Genomic DNA, 19371 nt, shown 5'->3' with positions numbered 1-19371 from the left:
GGAGGGTGGACGAGCTAGCCCGCAGCAGCGGAACGATCAAAGTGCTCGGCGAGTTCCGGGATTGTAGCGTCGGCAAGCTTTTCGTTATCTTTGCCACGCAAGAGCACACTACCATTCCAGGAAGACAGCAAGAGGAAGGCCCGGTCAGACGCCAACACCACCCAGTTCACGACCACGCCTTCCGCCGTTTGCACGATTGAGTTCGCTGAAACGATGGCGTCCGTCGGGTCGAATCCGGCTTTGCGCAGTAGAAGGTCGACAGCAGCCGGGGCATGATACTGCTCAGCCAATTCGACAACCATTTTGATTTCCGAGCCTTCAGCGTGGCCAAGTCGGTTGCCTACTCGCGGAGCGATGGCTCCCAAAGAATTCTCACCCGGGCGTATGACCGGTGGGTCTTCCGCCGCGATGTATTCGTAGATATCGGCGTGCGTCTCAGTTGCAACGCATAGCCGAGGCTCCTTCGCACTGGTACGCAGTTGGAAAACCATCTGCATCTCACCCCCGACATCCAGCATTCTTGCCATGCCAAAGCCCAATCTGACCTCAGGCGGAGACACCTTGGCGCAGGCGAGACCGGCCCCAACGTCGCGCCAGCCGATCATCTGGCGCACCAGCTTGCTAATCGAACGGTGAAGAAGCCTGGCTTCGCGTTGCGGGTTGGCCATCACCAGACCGTGTATAACATCGCTGTAGTCGTCATCTTCGACAATCTGTAGATCAGGCCACGAGACGATCCAGCGCGCCAAGAAACCCTGCATCGGTGCAGCCTCATCTGCGTGGTAGAACTCACCGTCAAGCGCATCCAGAAAATCGTCGCAACCACCCTCGAAGCCCGTTTGTTCGGCCGCCTCATCGGGATGCTCGGCAATCCAGGAGGACATCTTTTCCAAAGTCGCCAATTGGCCGCTCGCACCGCTAGCAGCGAGTCCAACTCGGGCGTTCGTAATCATGGCGTTGGTTTCCTCTGCGCCATTGTAGATGAATTGACTGTGCCCGCCATTCTTCACCTCAGCCGAGTACGAGTTTGCGTGGGAAACCTGCATCGCCCTCGGGCTGATCTCCGGATATCGGTAGAGCCCTTCATAAGTCATGGTATGGATGAAAATCTCAACGGCGAAGACGAGTTCCGAGGGGCTATCGATTGCCTTGTCTACTGTTGAACGGCGCACAAAAACCGGCAGCGGCAGCCTGACCTGTGGCCACCTGGCAGCATTCGGCGCGAGTTTTTCAGACGTTTTTTTGGACTTGCGAAAGAAAAATCCGAACATCGAAAATGCTTTCATAGACCGCAAAGCAACCGCGGCTGGTTGTTCCCGAGGTGACAATATCACCTGCTTTTAGATTTGAAAGAGATCCAGGTATGTGCAGATTTGGCGGGATCACCATCGCGTATTAGCCTTTCAGAATTGTCGGCCGCAATGTCGGCAAGCCATACGCTCGCCCGTCCTTGGCAGGACAGTGCCCCGCGACGCCTTCGGAACGGTGACGTGGGTCACGCAGCCAAGGAGCCAGCAATGTCATCCGTTGCCGAGAACGCCAAGATTATCACCATGGGCCTCGCTTTCGGGGAATCGCCGCGTTGGCATGAGGGACGCCTGTGGCTCTGCAACTGGGGTACCGGAGAGATCGTCGCCGTGAGCGACGAGGGCAAGAGCAGGGTGATGCTCACCGTGCCAGCGGTCCTGCCCTACTCCATCGACTGGCTGCCGGATGGCAGGTTGCTCGTGATTTCAGGCCGCGAAGGCCTGCTGCTAAGGCAGGAGGTGGATGGCAGGCTCGTCACCCATGCCGATCTGCGCGACCTTTCGAAAAGCCCCTGGAACGAGATCGTCGTCGATGGGCGCGGCAATATCTATGTCAATGGCGGCGGCCCGGCGCCGGCACCCGGCCAGCATTTCGGCCCGGGCACGATCGTGCTGATCACGCCGGACGGGACGGCCATGCAAGTGGCTGGGAATATCGCGTTTGCCAATGGCATGGCTGTGACCCCGGACAACAGGACGCTGATCATTGCCGAGTCCCACTCCAACCGGCTGACCGCCTTCGACATAGCCGCCGACGGCACTCTGGCTAATCGGCGGGTGTGGGCCGATGTCGACGGCTATCCCGATGGCATCTGCCTCGATGCCGAAGGGGCGGTCTGGTACGCGGATGTTCCCAACAAGCGCTGTGCGCAGGTACGCGAAGGCGGTGAAGTGATGCAGACCGTGACCGCCGATCGCGGCTGCTTCGCCTGCATGCTGGGCGGTGTCGACGGCAGGACGCTGTTCATCACCGCAGCCGAGTGGCGCGGCTTCGACCACATGACAAGCGACGCCCGCACTGGTCAGGTGCTGGGCGTCGCTGTTTCCTCGCCTGGCGCGGGATGGCCGTCTTACCTTTCGGTCACACGCTGATTGGCGAAAGCGACGGAGATAGCCAACGCCGCTACGACAGCTCCGACGTGCGCCTGCGCACCACCACACCCAGTTCGTCGCTTTCGCGGGCGATGCGCAGACGCTCCTCGGCTTCGGTCGCCTCGCGCTGGCGGTCCCACATCGAGGCGTAAAGCCCGTGCTTGCGCATCAGATCGGCATGTGTACCGCGTTCGGCGATCTGGCCGTCCTTGAGCACGATGATTTCGTCGGCCGTGATCACCGTCGACAGCCGGTGGGCGATGACGATGGTGGTGCGGCCCCGGCTGACCAGGTCGAGCGCGGCCTGGATCTCCTGTTCGGTATGGCTGTCCAGCGCCGAGGTCGCCTCGTCGAGCATCAGGATCGGCGGCGCCTTGAGGATGGTGCGGGCAATCGCCACGCGCTGCTTCTCGCCGCCGGAAAGCTTCAGACCACGCTCGCCGACCATCGAGCGGTAACCCTCGGGCAGCCGTTCGATGAAGGGGCCGATCTGGGCGAGTTCGGCCGCCTTGCGCACCTCCTCCTCGCTGGCGCCGATGCGGCCGTAGCGGATGTTGTAGGCGATGGTGTCGTTGAACAGCACGGTGTCCTGAGGCACCATGCCGATCGCCGCGCGCAGGCTCTCCTGCGTCACTTCCCTGACATCCTGGCCGTCGATCAGCACCTGGCCCGACTGGATGTCGTAGAAGCGGAACAGCAGCCGCGAGATGGTCGACTTGCCCGCGCCCGAAGGACCGACGATGGCGACCGTCTTGCCGGCCGGCACCTCGAAGCTGATGCCTTTCAGGATCTTGCGGTTCGGATCATAGGAGAAATGCACGTCGCGGAATTCGACCTTGCCGGCTTCGATCGCGAGCGGCCTGGCACTGGGCTTGTCGACGATCTCCTGCGGCACGTCGAGCAGGTCGAACATCTGCTCGATATCGGTGAGGCCCTGGCGAATCTCGCGGTAGATGAAGCCGATGAAATTGAGCGGCACCGAGAGTTGCATCAGCATGGCGTTGATGAAGACGAAATCACCGACAGACTGCGTACCGCGCTGCACTTCGAGCGCGGACATGCACATGACAATGACCGTGCCCAGCCCGTAGATGACGCCCTGGCCGAAATTCAGCCAGCCGAGCGACGTCCAGATCCTGGTCGCCGACATCTCGTAGCGCGCCATGGAGCGGTCGAAGCGCTCGGCCTCCATGGCCTCGTTGTTGAAATATTTGACCGTCTCGAAATTGAGCAGAGAGTCGATCGCCTTGGTGTTGGCGTCGGTGTCGCTGTCGTTCATGTCGCGGCGGATCGAAATGCGCCAGTCGCTGGCGCGAACCGTGAACCAGACATAGAGCCAGACGGTGACCGCCACCACGGCTACGTATTTCCAGCCATAGGTGTAGGCGAAGATGCCCGTGGTCAGCGCGAATTCGAGGATGGTCGGCGCCGTGTTGAGCATGATGAAGCGCACGATCGTCTCGATGCCCTTGGTGCCGCGCTCGATGATGCGCGACAGGCCGCCGGTGCGTCGTTCGAGATGGAAGCGCAGGGACAACTGGTGCATGTGGACGAAGGTGCGGAAGGCAAGCTGGCGCACAGCGTACTGGCCGACGCGGGCAAACAGCGCGTCGCGCAACTGGTTGAAGCCGAGTTGCACGAGCCGCACGACATTGTAGGCGACAACCAACATGACCGGGGCGAGCAGGAAGGCGGGCAGCGGCGGCGTCGATCTGCCGTCACCGGCCAAGGCGTCGGTCGCCCATTTGAAGAAATAGGGTCCCGCGACCAATGTCAGCTTGGCAACCACCAGCAGAATTGTCGCCCAGGTGACGCGCGCGCGCAGATCGGCACGATCCGCCGGCCACATATAGGGCCAGAGGTTAAGCAGCGTCTTGAAGGTCGGGGAATCGGCGGAGACGGTTTTTTCGGCCACTTTTCTTGCCTTTTGGGTGAGAGGGTCAGCGGCTGGTCGAGCAGGAAACGACGAGCGCGCTCAGCCAAGCCGACACGCCGGCAAGCGCGGCTTGGTCCACCTCGTAGCGCGAGCGCTGGCGGTCAGGCGCGAAGCGCACCAGCCCCGCCTCGACCAGGATCTTCAGATGCTGCGAGACGGTCGACTGGGCGAGATCGAGATGGTCGACAACGTCCCGACAGCAGCAGAAACCGCTGGCGGACAGGCGTTTCAGGATCTCGATGCGCGCAGGGTGCGAGAGCGCGGCGAAGCGGGCCGCGATGGAGTGGCTGTCGGTGGTGCAAGAGGTTGGCGCGCTCGTCGCGCGGTCCGGTTCAGGCAGGGATTCGGTCATCGTTCATCGGCGATAGACGATGAACAGTGACGAGGCAAGCTGGCCGGATGGGGAGATTGCAGGCGGAGGGCTGCGAAGGATCGGCTTCGGAACGGCTTGCAGCCGCCCCGCTGACGCTTGCCTACTCCGTCTTCGCCGAATGCGTCGTCATCTGGTCACCCATCGCCTTGAGGTCGGCGGCCTCGCCTTCCTTAGACCGTGGCGGGACCTTGAACACCTGTCCCGGCCAGATGCGGTCGGGATTGCGGATCTGGTCCTGGTTGGCGAGATAGATTGTCGAGTAGCGCATGCCATAACCGTAAACGCGCCGCGAAATCCGCCACAGCGTATCGTGGCGGCGGATGATCACGGCGCCATTGGCATGTTCGAGCTTAGGTGAAACAGTCTCGGCCACATCGGAAGGCGGCGTGGCCACTGCATCGGCCGGAGCCGGTTCCGCCGGGTTGGCGGGCGCTTCAGCGGCAGCCGACGGTTCGGCAGACTTTGCATCGGCCGCCTTGGATCCAGCAGGCGCCACGGCGGCGACCGCCTCGCCCGGTTCGCGCTCGAACGGTACGGCGGCGCGGGCCACCACCTTCACCCCGTCGGCATCGAGGCCATCGACACGGATGGTGTAACTGCCGACCGGTACGTCGCGCCTCGCCTCAACCAGGAAATGGCCATTCGGCGATGTCTGCGCTTCGCCAAGCAGGATGTCGTTGGCATAGGCGCGCACCTTGCGGCCCGGGTCGGCGAGGCCGGCGACAAAGATCTTGCTGCCGTCAATCTCGACCGCTTCGACAACGATCTTGGGTTCGGCCACGGATGGCGCGGGCGGCGTTGTCGGCGCCGCAGTCGCAGGCGTTGCTTCGATGGCGGCGGACGCGCCTGGCGCCGGAGCCGCGGCTGCAGGCGCTTCCGGTGTTGTCTGCGGCTGGGGCACGGTCAGCAGTTCGGCCGGCTTGCCCGGTTCCTCGACCATGGCCAGCACCTGGCCGCTCGCATTGGCGGGAATGGAGACGACGGCCGTCTGGGCGGAAGCGGTCGCGACATCGCCGGCGGTGGAGCGCAAGGCAATCGTATAGTCACCAGGCTTCAGCGGATCATCGAGCACGATGACGAAGGCGCCATCCGGACCGGCGACCGTCGAGCCGATCACGGTCGAACCGTTGAGGATCTCGACCTTTGAATTGGGCGCGGCATTGCCGGCGACGACGATCGAACCATCGCCTTCAACGCGCACCACGTCGAAGGTCGGGGCGATCGGACCCGCGACGGCAGGCGCGGTTGCCTCAGAGGTGGGAGCGGACGGTGCCGCAGCCTGCGGCAGCCGCGCTTCCGTGCCCGGATTGGCCGGCTTCGGCGCCACAGGCGGAGCCTGCGCCGCGACGTCCGCCGGCGGCGTGCGATTGAAATATGGGTCGAGCGCGCCCGACACATAGGCGGTTCCCGCGACCGCAACGGTCCCACCCGCCGCGAACAGAAACGCCTTCAACGGATTGATCGCCATCTACTTCCCTGCCCCTTAGCCACCTAACGCCGGTCTAGCCTGTTTTACCATCACCGACAAGAAAAAGCCCGGACTTCTCGGCCCTTAGGGCTTGACCGCGCTTTCAGACCCAATCACCAATCATCGGCATGAATACGATTCGATCCGTCTGCGTGTATTGCGGCTCGTCTCCGGGCCGTGATGAAACCTATGTCAAGGCTGGTCACCTGCTCGGGCGATCGCTTGCGCGCTCCGGCCTCAGGCTGATCTATGGCGGCGGCACCAAAGGTATCATGGGCGCCGTCGCTGAAGGCGCGCTCAAGGCCGGCGGCAAGGTCACCGGCATCATTCCCCGCTTCCTGATCAACAGGGAAGCAACCGAAACCGCGCTAGACCGGCTCGACGAGCTCGTGATCACCGAAAACATGCACGAGCGCAAACATAAGATGTTCGAGAAATCCGACGCCTTTGTGGCGCTGCCGGGCGGCATCGGCACAGTCGAGGAGATCGTCGAGGTCATGACCTGGGCGCAACTTGGCCATCACCGAAAGCCGATCGTCTTCGGCAATGTCGGCGGATTCTGGGATCCGATGCTGGCGCTTATCGACCATATGGCAACCGAAGGCTTCATTCACACCGCACAGCGGGTCAAGCCGCTGGTCGTCAATGACCCCGAGGCAATCGTCGCCGCCATCATGGTGGCAGGCTCCTCGGTCGATGCGCCGACGGAGGGCGTGCAGTCGGTGATAGACAAGATGTAAGGCAGTAGCTGAAGACAGAACCTACTGCCCTACTGCCCTACTGCCCTACTGCCCTACTGCCCTACTGCCCTACTGCCCTACTGCCGGCCAGCCGCAGATCATCGATTACCGCCCGCCGATCCTGGCGCCGCCAGGCGAGATGGATCGAGACCTTGCGCTCGAACCATGGCAGGTCCCGAAACAGGATCCCGGCCGGCGATGCGGTGCGCAGGCTCGCCTGCACGGTGGCAAGGCCGAGCCCGGCGCTGACAAGGCCGAGCGAGGTCAACGGGTCCGCCGTCTCATAGGCGATATCGGGCAGGAAACCCGCCTTGGCGCAGGCGGCCAGGAACTGGCCGCGATTGGTGTCGTCGGGCTGGCGCACGACGGTGATCCAGACGCGGCCGTCGAGATAGTGCGGCTGGATATCGGCCACTTCGGCGAGCGGATCGTCTTCGGGCATCGCCAGCACCAGCGGCTCGTGGCGCAGCGGCGTGCTGGCGATATCGGGATCGTCTGCGGCGGGCGGCGAATAGACCAGGCCCAGATCCAACGACCGCTGCCGCAGTTCCTCGATCTGCGCCGCCGAGCGCAGGCTTCTCAACTGGAGATGAAAATCCGGCCGGTCGCGGCGGAATTGGCGCAGCATCGCGGCGACAAGCCCGGAATGCACGGCGCCTTCGACATAACCGATGGCAAGACGCCCGACAGACCCGCTGGCAAGGTTTCGACCAAGTTCCTCCAGCCGGCGCGCGTTCGACAGCAGCGCGCGGGCCTCGGCGAGAAAGGCGCGGCCTTCGGCATTGAGATGGACGCGCTGTTTTACCCGTTCGAACAGGATCACGCCAAGCTGCTGTTCAAGCTGCATGATCTGCCGGCTCAGCGGCGACTGCGAAATATGCAGCAGTTCGGCGGCGCGACCGACATTGCCGGTTTCCGCGACTGCGACGAAATATCTGATCTGGCGCAAGTCGAACATTTTTTGCTTCGCGGCATCCAGTCCCCAAAGGTCTCAACTTTAGCCTAATCGGTCTTTGACAGTCTGACCACCCAGCGCGATACCTGCTGTCATCAACCGCTGACAAACAGGAGACCGACATGCAGTTCTTTGCCCTTCTCACCCGCAACACCGAAAAGTTTACCGATGCCGATTTCGCGCCGCTGCTGCCCGGCGAGGCCGAGCAGCGGCGCACGCTCTATGCCCAGGGCGCGGTTCGCCAGGTCTGGAACCGTGGCGACATTCCCGGGAGCGGCATGATGTTCGAGGCGGCCAGCGATGCCGACGTGCGCAGTCATCTCGGCAGCTTGCCGCTGGTCAAGGCCGGCATGATGGACATTGCCGCAATCGTGCCGCTGAACCCTTATCCCGGTTTCGGTCCGAAGCGCTAAGTGTGGCAGTCGCAATGCGGTGGCGGCGAAAGGCGCCGCCGCACTGCCGCGGCCGCTCAAGAGAGTGTGATCGGCTGTCAAGGAACCGTCACACGAAACCCCGCCGCCCATGCTAGATGTTGCAATCACGCGCCGCCAAGCGGTGCGATGCTCGAAATATGCATCCGGCACTACACCATGGATACTGCTCTCGCCCCGGAAGGCGCCGACCTGTCGCCCTACCTGCCAGACGAGCATGGGCTGTTCTTCATCTATCATTTCACCGCCGACGGCCTGCGCACCAAGGATGCCGCCGGCGCGCATTGGACGTGGCGCAGCTACCAGCTTTCCGACATGCGCGCACGCCACGAGATCGCCGCCGAACAGGCCCTGCCGGCGCCAGTGCGCGAGGCCTTCCTGTCCGCCAGCCATGGCTGCCACATCGACCTCGAGGATGACTGGCTCTACGGCGACCTGCCGGACCTGCGTCACGACTATTCGGCGGAAGCCGGCGGGCTCGGCCATTTCCGTTTCGCCCTCAACGACACCATGCTGGTCGGCGCCCGCAAGCAGCCCTTGCAGTCGGTCGACAATATCCGCAAGGCGATCGAGAACGGCTCGCGCAAGTTTCGCTCGCCGGCCGAGCTGATCGAGGCGGTCGTGGGCCAGTCGTTCGACGGCATGGCGGTGGAACTCGCTGCACTTGGCGACAGTCTCGACGGCATCGAGGACCGCATCGTCTGCGACGCATGGCACAATGAGCGGCAGGCGCTCGTCGATGCGCGCCGGCACCTGGTGGTGATCCACCGGCAGATGGCGACCCTGACCAATCTGTTTCGCCATCTCGACCATTCGCACCGCAACGACCTGTCCGATTCGATCAACGACATGGCAGCACGGCTTTCGCACCGCGCGCAGACGCTGCACTATGATGGCGAGCAGTTGCAGGCGCGCGCCAGGCTGTTGCAGGACGAGCTGATGGCCAAGCTGACGACGCAGTCGAACCGGCTGCTCTACGTGCTGTCGGTGATGACCGCAGTGCTGTTGCCAATGACGATCATCTCGGGCCTGTTCGGCATGAATGTCGGCGGCTTGCCGCTGGTCAACACGCCGATAGGCTTCTGGGTGGTGACTGCGGTTTCGATGCTGATCGCCGGAGCGACCTATCTCTTCGTCAGGCGGCTCGGGCAGATGTAGCCCGGCGCGCCGTCGCCAGCATCGACCAGGAATACATGGCCAGCGCCGCCCAGATCAGGGCAAAGGCGACAGCCTGGGTGGTGTCGAACGGCTCTTTGAAGATCAGCACGGCGATCAGGAACACAATGGTCGGCGCAATATATTGCATGATGCCAATGGTGGAGAGACGCAAAAGCCTGGCGCCGAATGCGAACAGCAGCAGCGGCACCGCGGTCACCGGCCCGCAACCGGCCAGCAACGCCGCATCGACGCCGTTGCCGGAAACGAAATGGTCCTGTCCGGTGGCGATCAGCCAGGCGATATAACCCAAGGCCGGCACCGACAACAGAAGCACTTCGAGCAGAAAACCCTGGCTGGGGCCGATCGGCAGCGTCTTGCGGAAAAAACCGTAGGCGGCGAAGGAAAAGGCCAGCGCCAGCGATACCCATGGCAACTTGCCAGCCTCGATCGTCAGCACGGCGACCGCGATCGCCGCAAGCACCACGGCCGCGATCTGCAGCCGATCGAGCCGCTCGCCCAGCAGCAGGGCGCCGACCACGACGCTGACCAGGGGATTGATGTAATAGCCAAGGGCGGTTTCTACGGTGCGGTCGACGGCGATCGCCCAGACGTAGACGCCCCAATTGACCGAGATCAGCGCCGCCGTCAGCGCCGCCATGGCGATCGTGCGGGGCGAACGGATTGCCGCCTTGAAATCCGCCGTGCGGCCGGCCCAGACCAGAACCGCGGCGGCGATCGGCACCGACCAGACGATGCGGTGGGCAATCACCTCGGCAAGCGGCAGGTGCGCAACCGCTTTCATGTAGAAAGGCAGCAAACCCCACAAGAAATAGGCACCCAGCGCCAGCAGGAAGCCGCGGCGGGCTTTTGAAACTGCGTCCTGGGTAATTGCTTCAGCGGCCATGGCCCAACGCTATGGCCCAGTAACCTTGGCAAGACCATCGCAAAGTTCTGATGGATCAATGGACTTTCGCTGATGGTTCAAACTTACTCCGCCGCCACCAGACCCGCCATGTCCCGGTTCTTCATCAGCTTGTAGATGATGGAATCCATCAGCGCCTGGAACGAGGCGTCGATGATGTTTTCGGAAACGCCGACCGTCCACCAGCGGGCACCTGTCGCATCATGCGATTCGATCAGAACGCGAGTGATCGCCTCGGTGCCGCCATTGAGGATACGCACCTTGAAGTCGGCGAGTTCCAGATCGACGATTTCGCCCTGGTATTTGCCGAGATCCTTGCGCAGTGCGATGTCGAGCGCATTGACGGGGCCGTGCCCCTCGGCCACCGACATCTTCTCCTCGCCCTCGACCAGCACCTTGACCACCGCTTCCGACACCGTCTTCAACTGGCCATTGGCATCGAAGCGGCGTTCGATCATGCAACGGAACGAGGTGACGTGGAAGAACTCGGGCAAGCCGTGCAGCATCTTGCGTGCCAGGAGTTCGAAGGAGGCGTCGGCGCCCTCATAGGCATAGCCGGAGGCCTCACGCTCCTTGACCACCGATATCAATGCGTCGAGCCGGTGATCGTCCTTCGGCACATCGATGCCGCGCCGCTTCAGCTCGGCCAGGAAATTGGCCTTGCCGCCCTGGTCGGAAACCATGACGCGGCGGCGGTTGCCAACCGCTTCCGGCGGCACATGCTCGTAGGTCGCAGGTTCCTTGGCGAGCGCCGAAGCGTGGATGCCGGCCTTGGTGGCGAAGGCGGAAGTGCCGACATAGGGCGCCTGCGCCTCCGGAGCGCGGTTCAAGAGTTCGTCGAAGGCGCGCGACAAGCGCGAAATGCCGGTAAGCGCCTCGGCGGAAATCCCCGTCTCGAAACGGTCGGCGAAGGCCGGCTTCAACGCCAGCGTCGGCACGATGGAGATCAGATTGGCGTTGCCGCAGCGTTCGCCAATGCCGTTCAGCGTGCCCTGGATCTGGCGCACGCCCGCTTCGACCGCGGCCAGCGAATTCGCCACCGCCTGGCCGGTGTCGTCATGGGCATGGATGCCGAGATGGTCGCCGGGAATGCCCGCGGCGACGACCCTTTCGACGGTTGCGCGTAGTTCCGAGGGCTGCGTGCCGCCATTGGTGTCGCACAGCACCACCCAGCGCGCGCCGGCATCATAAGCGGTCTTGGCGCACGCCAGCGCATAATCCGAATTGGCCTTGAACCCGTCGAAGAAATGCTCGCAATCGACCATCGCCTCCTTCCCCGCGGCAATGGCGGCTTCCACCGAGGCCTTGATGGACTCCAGATTCTCCTCATTGGTGCAGCCGAGCGCCACACGGACATGATAGTCCCAGCTCTTGGCGACAAAGCAGATGGCGTCCGACCGCGACTGGACGAGTGCGGCAAGCCCAGGATCGTTGGAAGCCGACACCCCCGCCCGCTTGGTCATGCCGAAGGCGACGAACTTTGCCTGCGCGGTGCGCTTCTCCCTAAAGAAGGCCGTGTCGGTCGGGTTGGCGCCGGGGTAACCGCCCTCGACATAGTCGAGGCCGAATTCGTCGAGCAGCTTGGCGATGGCGATCTTGTCCTCGACCGAGAAGTCGATACCGGGCGTCTGCTGGCCATCGCGAAGTGTTGTGTCGAAGAGGTAGAGGCGTTGCTTTTTCATCGTCCTGTGGGCGCTTGAACGCCCCCCTCTGTCCTACCGGACATCTCCCCCTCAAGGGGGGAGATCGGCAGTTCGAATGTCCCGCCATCACCTGCGGCGCTGAAAATTTGCGAAACCCCGGGTGATGGCCAATCTCCCCCCTTGAGGGGGAGATGGCCGGCAGGCCAGAGGGGGGTGAGCGCCGACATCAGTTTTTCCCCACAAACCCATCCGTAGCCCGGATCAGCCGGTCCAAGATACCCGGCTCGGAATAGGCATGGCCGGCACCCTCGATCAGGTGAAAATCCGCCTTCGGCCAGGCCTTGTGCAGCGCCCAGGCGTAGCGTGCCGGGCACGGCATGTCGTAGCGGCCGTGGACGATGGTGCCGGGAATGTCCTTCAACTTCCAGGCATCGCGCAGCAACTGTCCCTCCTCCAGCCAACCGGCATGGACGAAGTAGTGGTTCTCTATGCGGGCGAAGGCGACGGCGTAGTCGTCCTCACCAAACGGTCCGCTGGTCTCCGGCTCGGGCAAAAGCGTGATCGTCTCGCCTTCCCACAGGCTCCAGGCGCGGGCCGCCTCGATCTGCGCGTTTCTGTCGGACCCCACCAGCCGCTTGCGATAGGCGGCCATCAGGTCGCCGCGCTCGGCCTCGGGGATCGGCGCCAGGAAGCGCTCCCACTTGTCGGGAAACATCTCGGAGACGCCGAACTGATAGTACCATTCGAGTTCGGGGCGGGTCAGCGTATAGATGCCCCGTACGACGAGCTCACTGACGCGTTGCGGGTGCGTCTCGGCGTAGGCGAGCGCCAGCGTCGAACCCCAGGAACCGCCGAAGACCAGCCATTTGTCGAAGCCGGCCATTTCGCGCAAGCGCTCGATATCGGCGACCAGGTGCCACGTGGTGTTGGCCTCCAGCGAGGCATTCGGCGTCGACTTGCCGCAACCGCGCTGGTCGAACAGGATGACGTCGTAGAGATCGGGATCGAACAGCCGCCGATGCTTTGGCGAGATGGTGCCGCCCGGCCCGCCATGCAGGAATACCGCCGGCTTGGCGCCTTTGGTGCCGGAGCGTTCCCAATAGACCTGGTGGCCGTCGCCGACGTCGAGCATACCGCTCTCGAAAGCTTCGATCTCGGGATAAAGCGTGCGCAGTTCAGAGCTCATAGTTGCAAACCTTTGGACGGCCAGTCCGTCGTTTCATGGTCGGGATGCTGGAAGGAGATGATCTCCTCCTGCCTAGCGTAATAGTCTGGATCCTGGTGGACGGGCTGGTCGAAGATCGTCTCCACCCAAGGCAGCCGCCCGGCGTAATTGACCTGGATCTGCGGCGCCAGGTCGGAGCGATCGTCGAAGGCGCCGATGGCGATCTCGAAGCCGCCGGGCTGGCGGTAGGTCAGCGGCGTGCCGCAGCGGGCGCAGAAACCGCGATCGATGTTGACCGAGGACTGGAAATAGCTCGGCTCCTCACGGGTCCATTCGACGCCGTCCTTCGGCGCTGTCACCAGGGCGCCGAAAAAGGAACCGAACTGTTTCTGGCACATGCGACAGTGGCAGATGGACGGGCGTCCAAGCTTGCCTTTGATGCGGAAGCGCACGGCGCCGCACTGGCAGCCGCCGGTTCGAATGGTCTCGCTCATGATGTTTTCTCCGGCGGCCATTGCTCGGTGTCGTGGTCGGGATGCTGGTAGGAGACAAGCTCTGCCAGATAGGGGGCCGAACCCATATCCGCCATCGTATCCTCGCCCGGCAATTCTGGAATGGAATCGACGTAAGGCAGCTTTGCCTCGGTGCCCCATTGGATGGTCGGCGCGATATCAGCCGGAGCGTCGAAGGCGGCAATCGCCAGCGCCATGCCGTCCGGCGCCTCGAAAGTCAGCGGCGTTCCGCATTCGGCGCAGAACCCACGCCAGGCAGCGTTCGACGAGCGGAAGCGCTTGGGCTCGCCGCGCGTCCAGTCCACCTTGGCGCCGCGCACCGAGACCAGCGGAAGGTAGAAATTGCCGCTCGCCTTCTGGCACATGCGGCAATGGCAGACCGAGGCATCGCCGAGTGCGCCCTCGACGCGAAAGCGCACGGCGCCGCACTGGCAGCCGCCGGTGTAGATCGGCCGGTTGTCGAGGCTCATGGCAGGTCACTCCGCATCATGGCAGACGGCCTCGACATTGTTGCCGTCGGGATCGAAGACGAAGGCGCCATAGTAGTCCGCATGATAGTGCGGGCGCAGGCCCGGCCCGCCATTGTCCTTGCCGCCGGCGGCGAGAGCGGCAGCATGGAAAGCATCAACCTCGGCGCGGCTGCGCGCGGTGAAGGCAACGTGCTGGCGGGCCTTTTGGCCCTCCTTGCCTTCCTGGAGCCAGAACACCGGCCGATCGCGGCCGTAGCCACCGACCTTGGCGCCGCCGGTGTATTCCAGCGGCACCATATGGAGCAGCGAGGCCCCAAGCGGCGCCATCGCCTTGTCATAGAAAGCCTTCGAAGCGTCAAAGTCAGCAACGTCGATGCCGAGATGGTCGATCATGGAACGAACTCCTCCGTTGCTGGTTCCGGCATTTCCGCGCCAGCCAGGCCGGCCGCAATCACGATGTGCTGACAGACATTGTCGATATCCCGGATCACGTCATCATTCCAGAAGCGCAGGGCGGTCCAGCCGAGCGCTGTGAGCTTGGCTGTTCGCGCGGCGTCAGACGCCGAGACCTCATGAGAGGCGTGCTGAGAACCATCCAGCTCAACGATCAGCTTCCTGTTAGGGCAAGCAAAATCGACGATGTAGCCCGCTATTGGCATTTGACGTCGAAACGCCAGCCCCATGAGTCGGTGTGCGCGTATCTCATTCCAAAGCTTCAGTTCGGCGTCGGTCATAGCCTTGCGCATCTTGCGCGCATTGGCTCGATTGACAGGAGACACACGATAATGGATCACGGCGAGGCGCCCCCCTCTGTCCTGCCGGACATCTCCCCCTCAAGGGGGGAGATCGGCAGTTTCGCTGACGGTACCCAACCTCCAACGTCAGCGATTGGCGAAAGCCTCGGTGATATCCAATCTCCCCCCTTGAGGGGGAGATGTCCGGCAGGACAGAGGGGGGTGCTTCGCGCCAACCTCTCCATTCCCGCCACAAGAACAGTCGCCCTCACCGCTTCACCTCCCACGTCGTCACACGTTCGCCGGTGACCGGGTCCTTGCCGTCCTTCAGTTGCACGCCTTTCGCCAACAACTCGTCGCGGATGCGGTCGGCTTCGGCCCAGTTCTTGGCGGCGATCAATTCCAGGCGCCTGGCGATCGCCTTGGCGAGCGCGGCTTCGTCGACCTTGGCCGCCCCGACATCGAAACCCAGGAAGGCAAGCGCACCCTTCAGCGAGGCCGCTGCGGCGTTTTCGCCATCGCCGCTGAAGTCGACCGCCTCGCCGGCCAACTGGGTCAAAACCTGGAAGGCGGCGTAGGTGGCGAGATCATCCGACAACGCCTGCACGACCTCGTCCGGCAATTGCCCGACCGCCGGCGCCAGATCGGCCGCGCGTTTCCACTTGCGCAGCGTGTTCTCCGCTTCCTCGAGCTTGCGCACGGAAAAGTCGATCGGTTCGCGATAATGGGTCATCAGCATAGCCAGCCTGAGCACCTCGCCGGGCCATTTGCGGCCGCCGAACGTTTCGGTCTCCAGCAGCTCGTTGATCGAGTAAAAATTGCCGAGGCTCTTCGACATCTTCTGCCCTTCGACCTGCAGGAAGCCGTTGTGCATCCAGATGTTGGCCATCACATCGGTGCCGTGCGCGCAGCGTGACTGGGCGATCTCGTTCTCGTGGTGCGGGAAGATCAGGTCGAGACCGCCGCCATGAATATCGAAGACCTCGCCCAGATAGGCGGCGGACATGGCCGAGCATTCGATGTGCCAGCCCGGCCGGCCCCTGCCCCATGGGCTCTGCCAGCCCGGCTCCTCCGGGGACGACAACTTCCACAACACGAAGTCGCCAGGATTCTTTTTGTGCGCCTCGACTGCAACGCGAGCACCCGCCTGCTGCTCGTCGAGATTTCGCTTCGACAACTGGCCGTAGTCGGGCATCGAAGCGGTGTCGAACAGCACTTCGCCTGCGGCAACATAGGCATGGCCGCGTTTGATCAGGCTTTGAATCAAGGTGATCATGTCTGCCTTGCCGTCGGCGCGGGGCTCGACGAACTCGGTGGCGCGCGGCTCGACTGTTGGCTCCAGGCAGCCGAGCGTCGCGACGTCCTTGTGAAATTGGCCCGCGGTCTTCTCCGTCACCCGCCTTATCGCCTCGTTGAGCGACAGTCCGCCGGCTGATATCTCGCCGCCGAAATCGCGCAGCGCGCGTGCGTTGATCTTATCGTCGACATCCGTGATGTTGCGCACATAGGTGACATGCATCTCGCCATAGAGATGGCGCAGCAGCCGGAACAGCACGTCGAAGACGATCACCGGCCTGGCATTGCCGATATGGGCGAAGTCGTAGACGGTCGGACCGCAGACATACATGCGCACGTTCAGCGCGTCGATCGGGACGAAATCCTGCTTCGCGCGCGTCAGCGTGTTGTAGAGGCGCAGGCCCTTCGATGCGTCAGACATTCCATGCCTTTCCGGTTCAGAACTTTTGCCTGGATGAAGCCAGTTCCGCGCCGAGGCGCAAAACGGACTCCAGCCTGCTGGCCGGGGCGTTTGTCCAATCTAGGGGAAGATGAGGCGAAAACGTCCGGACCAGCGCGAAGCTAGCCAATAATGCAAATGCCACAAATGGCGAAAGACGTTTTCATAGGCGGCTTTATCGCCTTGGCCAGTGTTGCCGTCAAGTCGCTTATCCCGAGAAAAACGACGCCAGAACCGGCAAATGCGTCGCCCGATCACACGGAATCAGCCACTGAAACATTTTATTAAACATGTCGGCACAGTCATGAAACATACGCCGGCTAGATCAACCTGCGTCACGATTTGGTCGGATTCGGCCGCCAAACGCAGACACGGAAACGTTATCTGGGAAGAGACACATGCCTCGAAGCAAGCAGGAAGCCAACCGCGCCAAGCAACCAGCGCTGGCAAACCATTATCGCGCAATCGGCCCGGCCGCGATCGTCGCCGCCCTGCTCCACACCGCGAAGAAGAAAAAGCCGGTGCAGAAAATCGTATCGCCCCGCGCTGCCTGAAGCAGTGCGCGATCGGCCCAAGGGTCGGAACGAGGCGCCAAACCGCACCTCGAACAGAGTTCCTGCTAAAACAGCGTCATCTGACTGTCGTCCGCGCCGGGTTTCCGGCGCTTGACCTTCTCGGGCTCGGGCCCGATCTCCCCCTTCTCCTGAATCTCCGGCCCGGTGTTGGCGACCTTGTTGACGAGGTCGGAGACCGGAATCGCTTCGAAGAAGTCGCGTTGCGCCGGCCGCAACAGGTCGGCGACGTCGCGCGGCTCAAGTCCGCGGCAATCGAGCCAGCGGGTGAAGTCTTCAGGTGCGATCACCACGGGCATGCGGTCATGGATATGCGCGATGTCGGCATTGGCCTCGACCGTCAGAATGGCGCCGGTGTCCAACTCCGAGCCGCCCGGTTCCGCATAGGTTTCAACCAGCCCGGCAAAGGCGACCAACTCGCCATGCCGCGGCCTGATCCAGTAAGGCTGCCCCTTCCTGCCGCCCGCCTCTCCGGGCCGCGCCTGGCGCCATTCGTAAAAACCTGATGCCGGCACGAGCGCCCGGCGATGGCGCATGGCGGCTTTGAACGAGGCCTTTTCGATCACGCCTTCGGAGCGTGCGTTGAACAGCAGCGGAAATTCGCCGACATCCTTTACCCAGGCGGGGATCAGGCCCCAGCGCACCAGCATCGGCCGGCGGTCCGGCAGGTTGGAACCCGGCGCCCGCGGCGGGCCTGAGATCGCCATCAGCACCGGCTGCGTCGGCGCTATATTGTAGCGCGTAGGAAACTGCTCCACCTCCGCCAGCCCGAGGAAAGCGGCTGTCTGGTCCGGTGTCGCGGTCAAGGCAAAACGTCCGCACATGTCTATTGGTCCTGATGTCCGGTTTCGAAAGTGGCGATGGAACAGCAGCACTGCAACCGTTAAAGCTGTCCGGCGTCGGCCGGTCCACAACAGGCTGCCGTAAATCAGGGCGATCGGATATCCATGGACGAAGTGCGAAAAGTCATTCCCGCGGTCTCGGTCGCCGTTGTGCGCGGCGACGCCGTGCTTCTGGTCAAGCGGGCGCGACAACCCTCGCAAGGGTTCTATGCATTCCCGGGCGGCAAGGTCGAAGCCGGTGAGACGCTGGAACAGGCGGCACGGCGCGAATTGCTGGAGGAGACGCAATTGCAGGCCGAGAACTACCGACGGCTGCGCGAAATCCTCATCGACGGCACGCTCGACGGGCATCCGGTCGATTACCTGCTGACGGTATTCGGTGCGGCCCATGCCGGCGGCGAGGCCGTGGCCAGCGACGACGCCGAGACCGCCGCCTTCTACACGCTGGCCGAAATGGCTGATCTGCCGCTTGCCGGTTCGGTGCTCGCGATCGCCGAGGAACTGCTTGGACGGCCGTCGCAAACCCCTGAGCGACCCTGAAATCCGGAATTCGCCCGGCACAATCGCCTTGCAGGCGGCAAATTGTTTGGCCAGATTGACTTATGCGTTGCCTTCCTCTCCTTCTCGCGACATGCCTTGCCGTCAGCCCTGTGGCGGCACGACCGGCGTTCAGCGCCGAGGCACCCTTCGAACCGGGGCTGATGCGGCTGGCGGAGGTTCTGGGGTCGCTGCATTTCCTGCGCAATCTGTGCGGCGAAAAGGGCGACCAGTGGCGCGGCGAGATGCAGAAGCTGCTCGAATCGGAGAACCCGGATCCGCAACGGCGCGCCCGCTTCATCGCCAGCTTCAATCGCGGCTACCGCTCATTCGGCGGCACCTACACGCAATGCACCGCGTCGGCGACCGAAGCCATCGGCCGCTACATGAAGGAAGGCGAGACCCTGTCGCGCGACATCGCCTCGCGCTACGGCAACTAGCGCATATCGCCCAAAGTGCCCTCGCAAGAGCGCATCCGGCCTTCATCAACAGATATCCGGTCCATTGGCGGCGACTGCGGGCATATCCAGCTTGTGTCGAGAACTGTCATGGTGCAATCCTTTTGTTGCGCTTATGCAACAGCGTTAATGAAACGTTAGCGCGCGGATGTGGAATTAACTCAAACTGAAGGTTTTCACCCCGCAGGCACGCCTAATCGGCTAAGTTTGACCAGGATTGAATGCAGCTTCGCAAGCGCAACCGGCCTCCTGTAAAGAACGATCAAAAAAATGTCGTATTTACAAAGACTTATTTGCGGCTGCGTGTAAACGGAACAGATC

Annotated in this window: 21 protein-coding genes; 7 read left to right on the top strand and 14 right to left on the bottom strand. The window is 62.9% G+C overall.

Features of this window, described 5'->3' with window-relative positions; genetic code table 11:
- Positions 1-14 precede the first annotated feature (14 nt).
- The gene (locus tag LB547_RS13695; protein WP_181178056.1) at positions 15-1271 is read right to left on the bottom strand and encodes a DUF4375 domain-containing protein; all 1257 of its coding nucleotides are present in this window, start codon (positions 1269-1271) and stop codon (positions 15-17) included.
- Positions 1272-1517: 246 nt separating this feature from the next.
- Between LB547_RS13695 and LB547_RS13690 the strand changes: the two genes are divergently transcribed.
- Entirely contained in the window at positions 1518-2399 is an 882-nt protein-coding gene (locus LB547_RS13690; protein ID WP_140764378.1) for an SMP-30/gluconolactonase/LRE family protein, read from the top strand.
- 31 nt (positions 2400-2430) lie between these two features.
- Here LB547_RS13690 and LB547_RS13685 read toward each other — a convergent pair whose 3' ends face one another.
- The 3 genes from LB547_RS13685 to LB547_RS13675 all read right to left on the bottom strand — a co-directional run bounded on the left by LB547_RS13685 (position 2431) and on the right by LB547_RS13675 (position 6176).
- Positions 2431-4314 (bottom strand): ABCB family ABC transporter ATP-binding protein/permease, encoded by a 1884-nt coding sequence (locus LB547_RS13685; RefSeq protein ID WP_140517829.1) that lies wholly within the window; start codon positions 4312-4314, stop codon positions 2431-2433.
- 25 nt (positions 4315-4339) lie between these two features.
- Positions 4340-4687 (bottom strand): ArsR/SmtB family transcription factor, encoded by a 348-nt coding sequence (locus LB547_RS13680; RefSeq protein WP_140764381.1) that lies wholly within the window; start codon positions 4685-4687, stop codon positions 4340-4342.
- Between the two features lie 121 nt (positions 4688-4808).
- On the bottom strand, positions 4809-6176 hold the full coding sequence (locus LB547_RS13675) for a LysM peptidoglycan-binding domain-containing protein (protein ID WP_140633390.1): 1368 nt from the start codon (positions 6174-6176) through the stop codon (positions 4809-4811).
- A gap of 128 nt (positions 6177-6304) precedes the next feature.
- On the opposite strand from LB547_RS13675, the gene LB547_RS13670 reads away from it, so the two are divergent.
- Positions 6305-6916 (top strand): TIGR00730 family Rossman fold protein, encoded by a 612-nt coding sequence (locus tag LB547_RS13670; protein ID WP_140517827.1) that lies wholly within the window; start codon positions 6305-6307, stop codon positions 6914-6916.
- A gap of 61 nt (positions 6917-6977) precedes the next feature.
- Here LB547_RS13670 and LB547_RS13665 read toward each other — a convergent pair whose 3' ends face one another.
- Positions 6978-7874, bottom strand: coding sequence for a LysR substrate-binding domain-containing protein (locus LB547_RS13665; RefSeq protein WP_140633388.1), 897 nt, complete (start codon positions 7872-7874; stop codon positions 6978-6980).
- A 119-nt stretch (positions 7875-7993) separates the two neighbouring features.
- Here LB547_RS13665 and LB547_RS13660 point away from each other — a divergent pair, with 119 nt between their 5' ends.
- Together LB547_RS13660 and LB547_RS13655 are read left to right on the top strand one after the other, a co-directional pair.
- Positions 7994-8284 (top strand): muconolactone Delta-isomerase family protein, encoded by a 291-nt coding sequence (locus LB547_RS13660; protein ID WP_140555775.1) that lies wholly within the window; start codon positions 7994-7996, stop codon positions 8282-8284.
- Between the two features lie 177 nt (positions 8285-8461).
- A complete protein-coding gene (locus LB547_RS13655; protein ID WP_140764163.1) occupies positions 8462-9460 on the top strand; it encodes a transporter in 999 nt (332 codons plus the stop codon).
- Here the strand turns inward: LB547_RS13655 and rarD are convergent.
- The 8 genes from rarD to cysS all read right to left on the bottom strand — a co-directional run bounded on the left by rarD (position 9438) and on the right by cysS (position 16623).
- On the bottom strand, positions 9438-10364 hold the full coding sequence (gene rarD / locus LB547_RS13650; RefSeq protein WP_140494526.1) for an EamA family transporter RarD: 927 nt from the start codon (positions 10362-10364) through the stop codon (positions 9438-9440). The genes LB547_RS13655 and rarD overlap by 23 nt on opposite strands.
- 83 nt (positions 10365-10447) lie before the next feature.
- Positions 10448-12064, bottom strand: coding sequence for a citramalate synthase (cimA, locus tag LB547_RS13645; RefSeq protein WP_140764160.1), 1617 nt, complete (start codon positions 12062-12064; stop codon positions 10448-10450).
- A gap of 187 nt (positions 12065-12251) precedes the next feature.
- Positions 12252-13211 (bottom strand): prolyl aminopeptidase, encoded by a 960-nt coding sequence (pip, locus tag LB547_RS13640; protein ID WP_140764157.1) that lies wholly within the window; start codon positions 13209-13211, stop codon positions 12252-12254.
- Positions 13208-13684 (bottom strand): GFA family protein, encoded by a 477-nt coding sequence (locus LB547_RS13635; protein WP_140494534.1) that lies wholly within the window; start codon positions 13682-13684, stop codon positions 13208-13210. Before LB547_RS13635 ends, pip begins: the two co-directional genes overlap by 4 nt.
- Positions 13681-14172: a GFA family protein gene (locus tag LB547_RS13630; RefSeq protein ID WP_140494536.1), complete on the bottom strand. Its 492-nt coding sequence runs from the start codon at positions 14170-14172 to the stop codon at positions 13681-13683. The genes LB547_RS13635 and LB547_RS13630 overlap by 4 nt, the downstream gene beginning before the upstream one ends.
- A gap of 6 nt (positions 14173-14178) precedes the next feature.
- Positions 14179-14565 carry a VOC family protein gene (locus tag LB547_RS13625; RefSeq protein WP_140580914.1) on the bottom strand — a complete coding sequence of 129 codons (387 nt, stop codon included), beginning with the start codon at positions 14563-14565 and terminating at the stop codon, positions 14179-14181.
- Positions 14562-14918: an endonuclease domain-containing protein gene (locus LB547_RS13620; RefSeq protein WP_140666284.1), complete on the bottom strand. Its 357-nt coding sequence runs from the start codon at positions 14916-14918 to the stop codon at positions 14562-14564. The genes LB547_RS13625 and LB547_RS13620 overlap by 4 nt, the downstream gene beginning before the upstream one ends.
- Positions 14919-15174: 256 nt before the next feature.
- The gene (cysS, locus tag LB547_RS13615; protein WP_140764154.1) at positions 15175-16623 is read right to left on the bottom strand and encodes a cysteine--tRNA ligase; all 1449 of its coding nucleotides are present in this window, start codon (positions 16621-16623) and stop codon (positions 15175-15177) included.
- Between the two features lie 416 nt (positions 16624-17039).
- Here cysS and LB547_RS13610 point away from each other — a divergent pair, with 416 nt between their 5' ends.
- Complete coding sequence (locus LB547_RS13610; protein WP_140494544.1) at positions 17040-17195, top strand: hypothetical protein; 156 nt, start codon at positions 17040-17042, stop codon at positions 17193-17195.
- 65 nt (positions 17196-17260) lie between these two features.
- Here LB547_RS13610 and LB547_RS13605 read toward each other — a convergent pair whose 3' ends face one another.
- Entirely contained in the window at positions 17261-18037 is a 777-nt protein-coding gene (locus LB547_RS13605; protein ID WP_140565025.1) for an SOS response-associated peptidase, read from the bottom strand.
- 123 nt (positions 18038-18160) lie between these two features.
- On the opposite strand from LB547_RS13605, the gene LB547_RS13600 reads away from it, so the two are divergent.
- Both LB547_RS13600 and LB547_RS13595 read left to right on the top strand, forming a co-directional pair.
- On the top strand, positions 18161-18595 hold the full coding sequence (locus LB547_RS13600) for an NUDIX hydrolase (protein ID WP_140764150.1): 435 nt from the start codon (positions 18161-18163) through the stop codon (positions 18593-18595).
- Between the two features lie 62 nt (positions 18596-18657).
- Positions 18658-19032: a TIGR02301 family protein gene (locus tag LB547_RS13595; protein ID WP_140494550.1), complete on the top strand. Its 375-nt coding sequence runs from the start codon at positions 18658-18660 to the stop codon at positions 19030-19032.
- Positions 19033-19371: the final 339 nt, after the last annotated feature.

The organism is Mesorhizobium sp. B264B1B (assembly GCF_020165765.1).
In the GTDB taxonomy this organism is placed as follows: Bacteria; Pseudomonadota; Alphaproteobacteria; order Rhizobiales; family Rhizobiaceae; genus Mesorhizobium.
The sequence above is the reverse complement of the archived record's forward strand: the minus strand, read 5'-3'. Positions and strand labels throughout refer to the sequence as shown.

Excerpts from the sequence above, each read along its gene's own strand:
- LB547_RS13675 (WP_140633390.1), bottom strand. The coding sequence starts at position 6,176 with ATGGCGATCAATCCGTTGAAGGCGTTTCTGTTCGCGGCGGGTGGGACC.
- LB547_RS13620 (WP_140666284.1), bottom strand. The coding sequence starts at position 14,918 with ATGCGCAAGGCTATGACCGACGCCGAACTGAAGCTTTGGAATGAGATA.
- LB547_RS13670 (WP_140517827.1), top strand. The coding sequence starts at position 6,305 with ATGAATACGATTCGATCCGTCTGCGTGTATTGCGGCTCGTCTCCGGGC.
- LB547_RS13605 (WP_140565025.1), bottom strand. The coding sequence starts at position 18,037 with ATGTGCGGACGTTTTGCCTTGACCGCGACACCGGACCAGACAGCCGCT.
- LB547_RS13695 (WP_181178056.1), bottom strand. The coding sequence starts at position 1,271 with ATGTTCGGATTTTTCTTTCGCAAGTCCAAAAAAACGTCTGAAAAACTC.
- cimA (WP_140764160.1), bottom strand. The coding sequence starts at position 12,064 with ATGAAAAAGCAACGCCTCTACCTCTTCGACACAACACTTCGCGATGGC.
- LB547_RS13595 (WP_140494550.1), top strand. The coding sequence starts at position 18,658 with ATGCGTTGCCTTCCTCTCCTTCTCGCGACATGCCTTGCCGTCAGCCCT.
- LB547_RS13610 (WP_140494544.1), top strand. The coding sequence starts at position 17,040 with ATGCCTCGAAGCAAGCAGGAAGCCAACCGCGCCAAGCAACCAGCGCTG.
- LB547_RS13660 (WP_140555775.1), top strand. The coding sequence starts at position 7,994 with ATGCAGTTCTTTGCCCTTCTCACCCGCAACACCGAAAAGTTTACCGAT.
- cysS (WP_140764154.1), bottom strand. The coding sequence starts at position 16,623 with ATGTCTGACGCATCGAAGGGCCTGCGCCTCTACAACACGCTGACGCGC.
- LB547_RS13665 (WP_140633388.1), bottom strand. The coding sequence starts at position 7,874 with ATGTTCGACTTGCGCCAGATCAGATATTTCGTCGCAGTCGCGGAAACC.
- LB547_RS13655 (WP_140764163.1), top strand. The coding sequence starts at position 8,462 with ATGGATACTGCTCTCGCCCCGGAAGGCGCCGACCTGTCGCCCTACCTG.
- LB547_RS13680 (WP_140764381.1), bottom strand. The coding sequence starts at position 4,687 with ATGACCGAATCCCTGCCTGAACCGGACCGCGCGACGAGCGCGCCAACC.
- rarD (WP_140494526.1), bottom strand. The coding sequence starts at position 10,364 with ATGGCCGCTGAAGCAATTACCCAGGACGCAGTTTCAAAAGCCCGCCGC.
- LB547_RS13635 (WP_140494534.1), bottom strand. The coding sequence starts at position 13,684 with ATGAGCGAGACCATTCGAACCGGCGGCTGCCAGTGCGGCGCCGTGCGC.
- LB547_RS13630 (WP_140494536.1), bottom strand. The coding sequence starts at position 14,172 with ATGAGCCTCGACAACCGGCCGATCTACACCGGCGGCTGCCAGTGCGGC.
- LB547_RS13625 (WP_140580914.1), bottom strand. The coding sequence starts at position 14,565 with ATGATCGACCATCTCGGCATCGACGTTGCTGACTTTGACGCTTCGAAG.
- LB547_RS13690 (WP_140764378.1), top strand. The coding sequence starts at position 1,518 with ATGTCATCCGTTGCCGAGAACGCCAAGATTATCACCATGGGCCTCGCT.
- pip (WP_140764157.1), bottom strand. The coding sequence starts at position 13,211 with ATGAGCTCTGAACTGCGCACGCTTTATCCCGAGATCGAAGCTTTCGAG.
- LB547_RS13600 (WP_140764150.1), top strand. The coding sequence starts at position 18,161 with ATGGACGAAGTGCGAAAAGTCATTCCCGCGGTCTCGGTCGCCGTTGTG.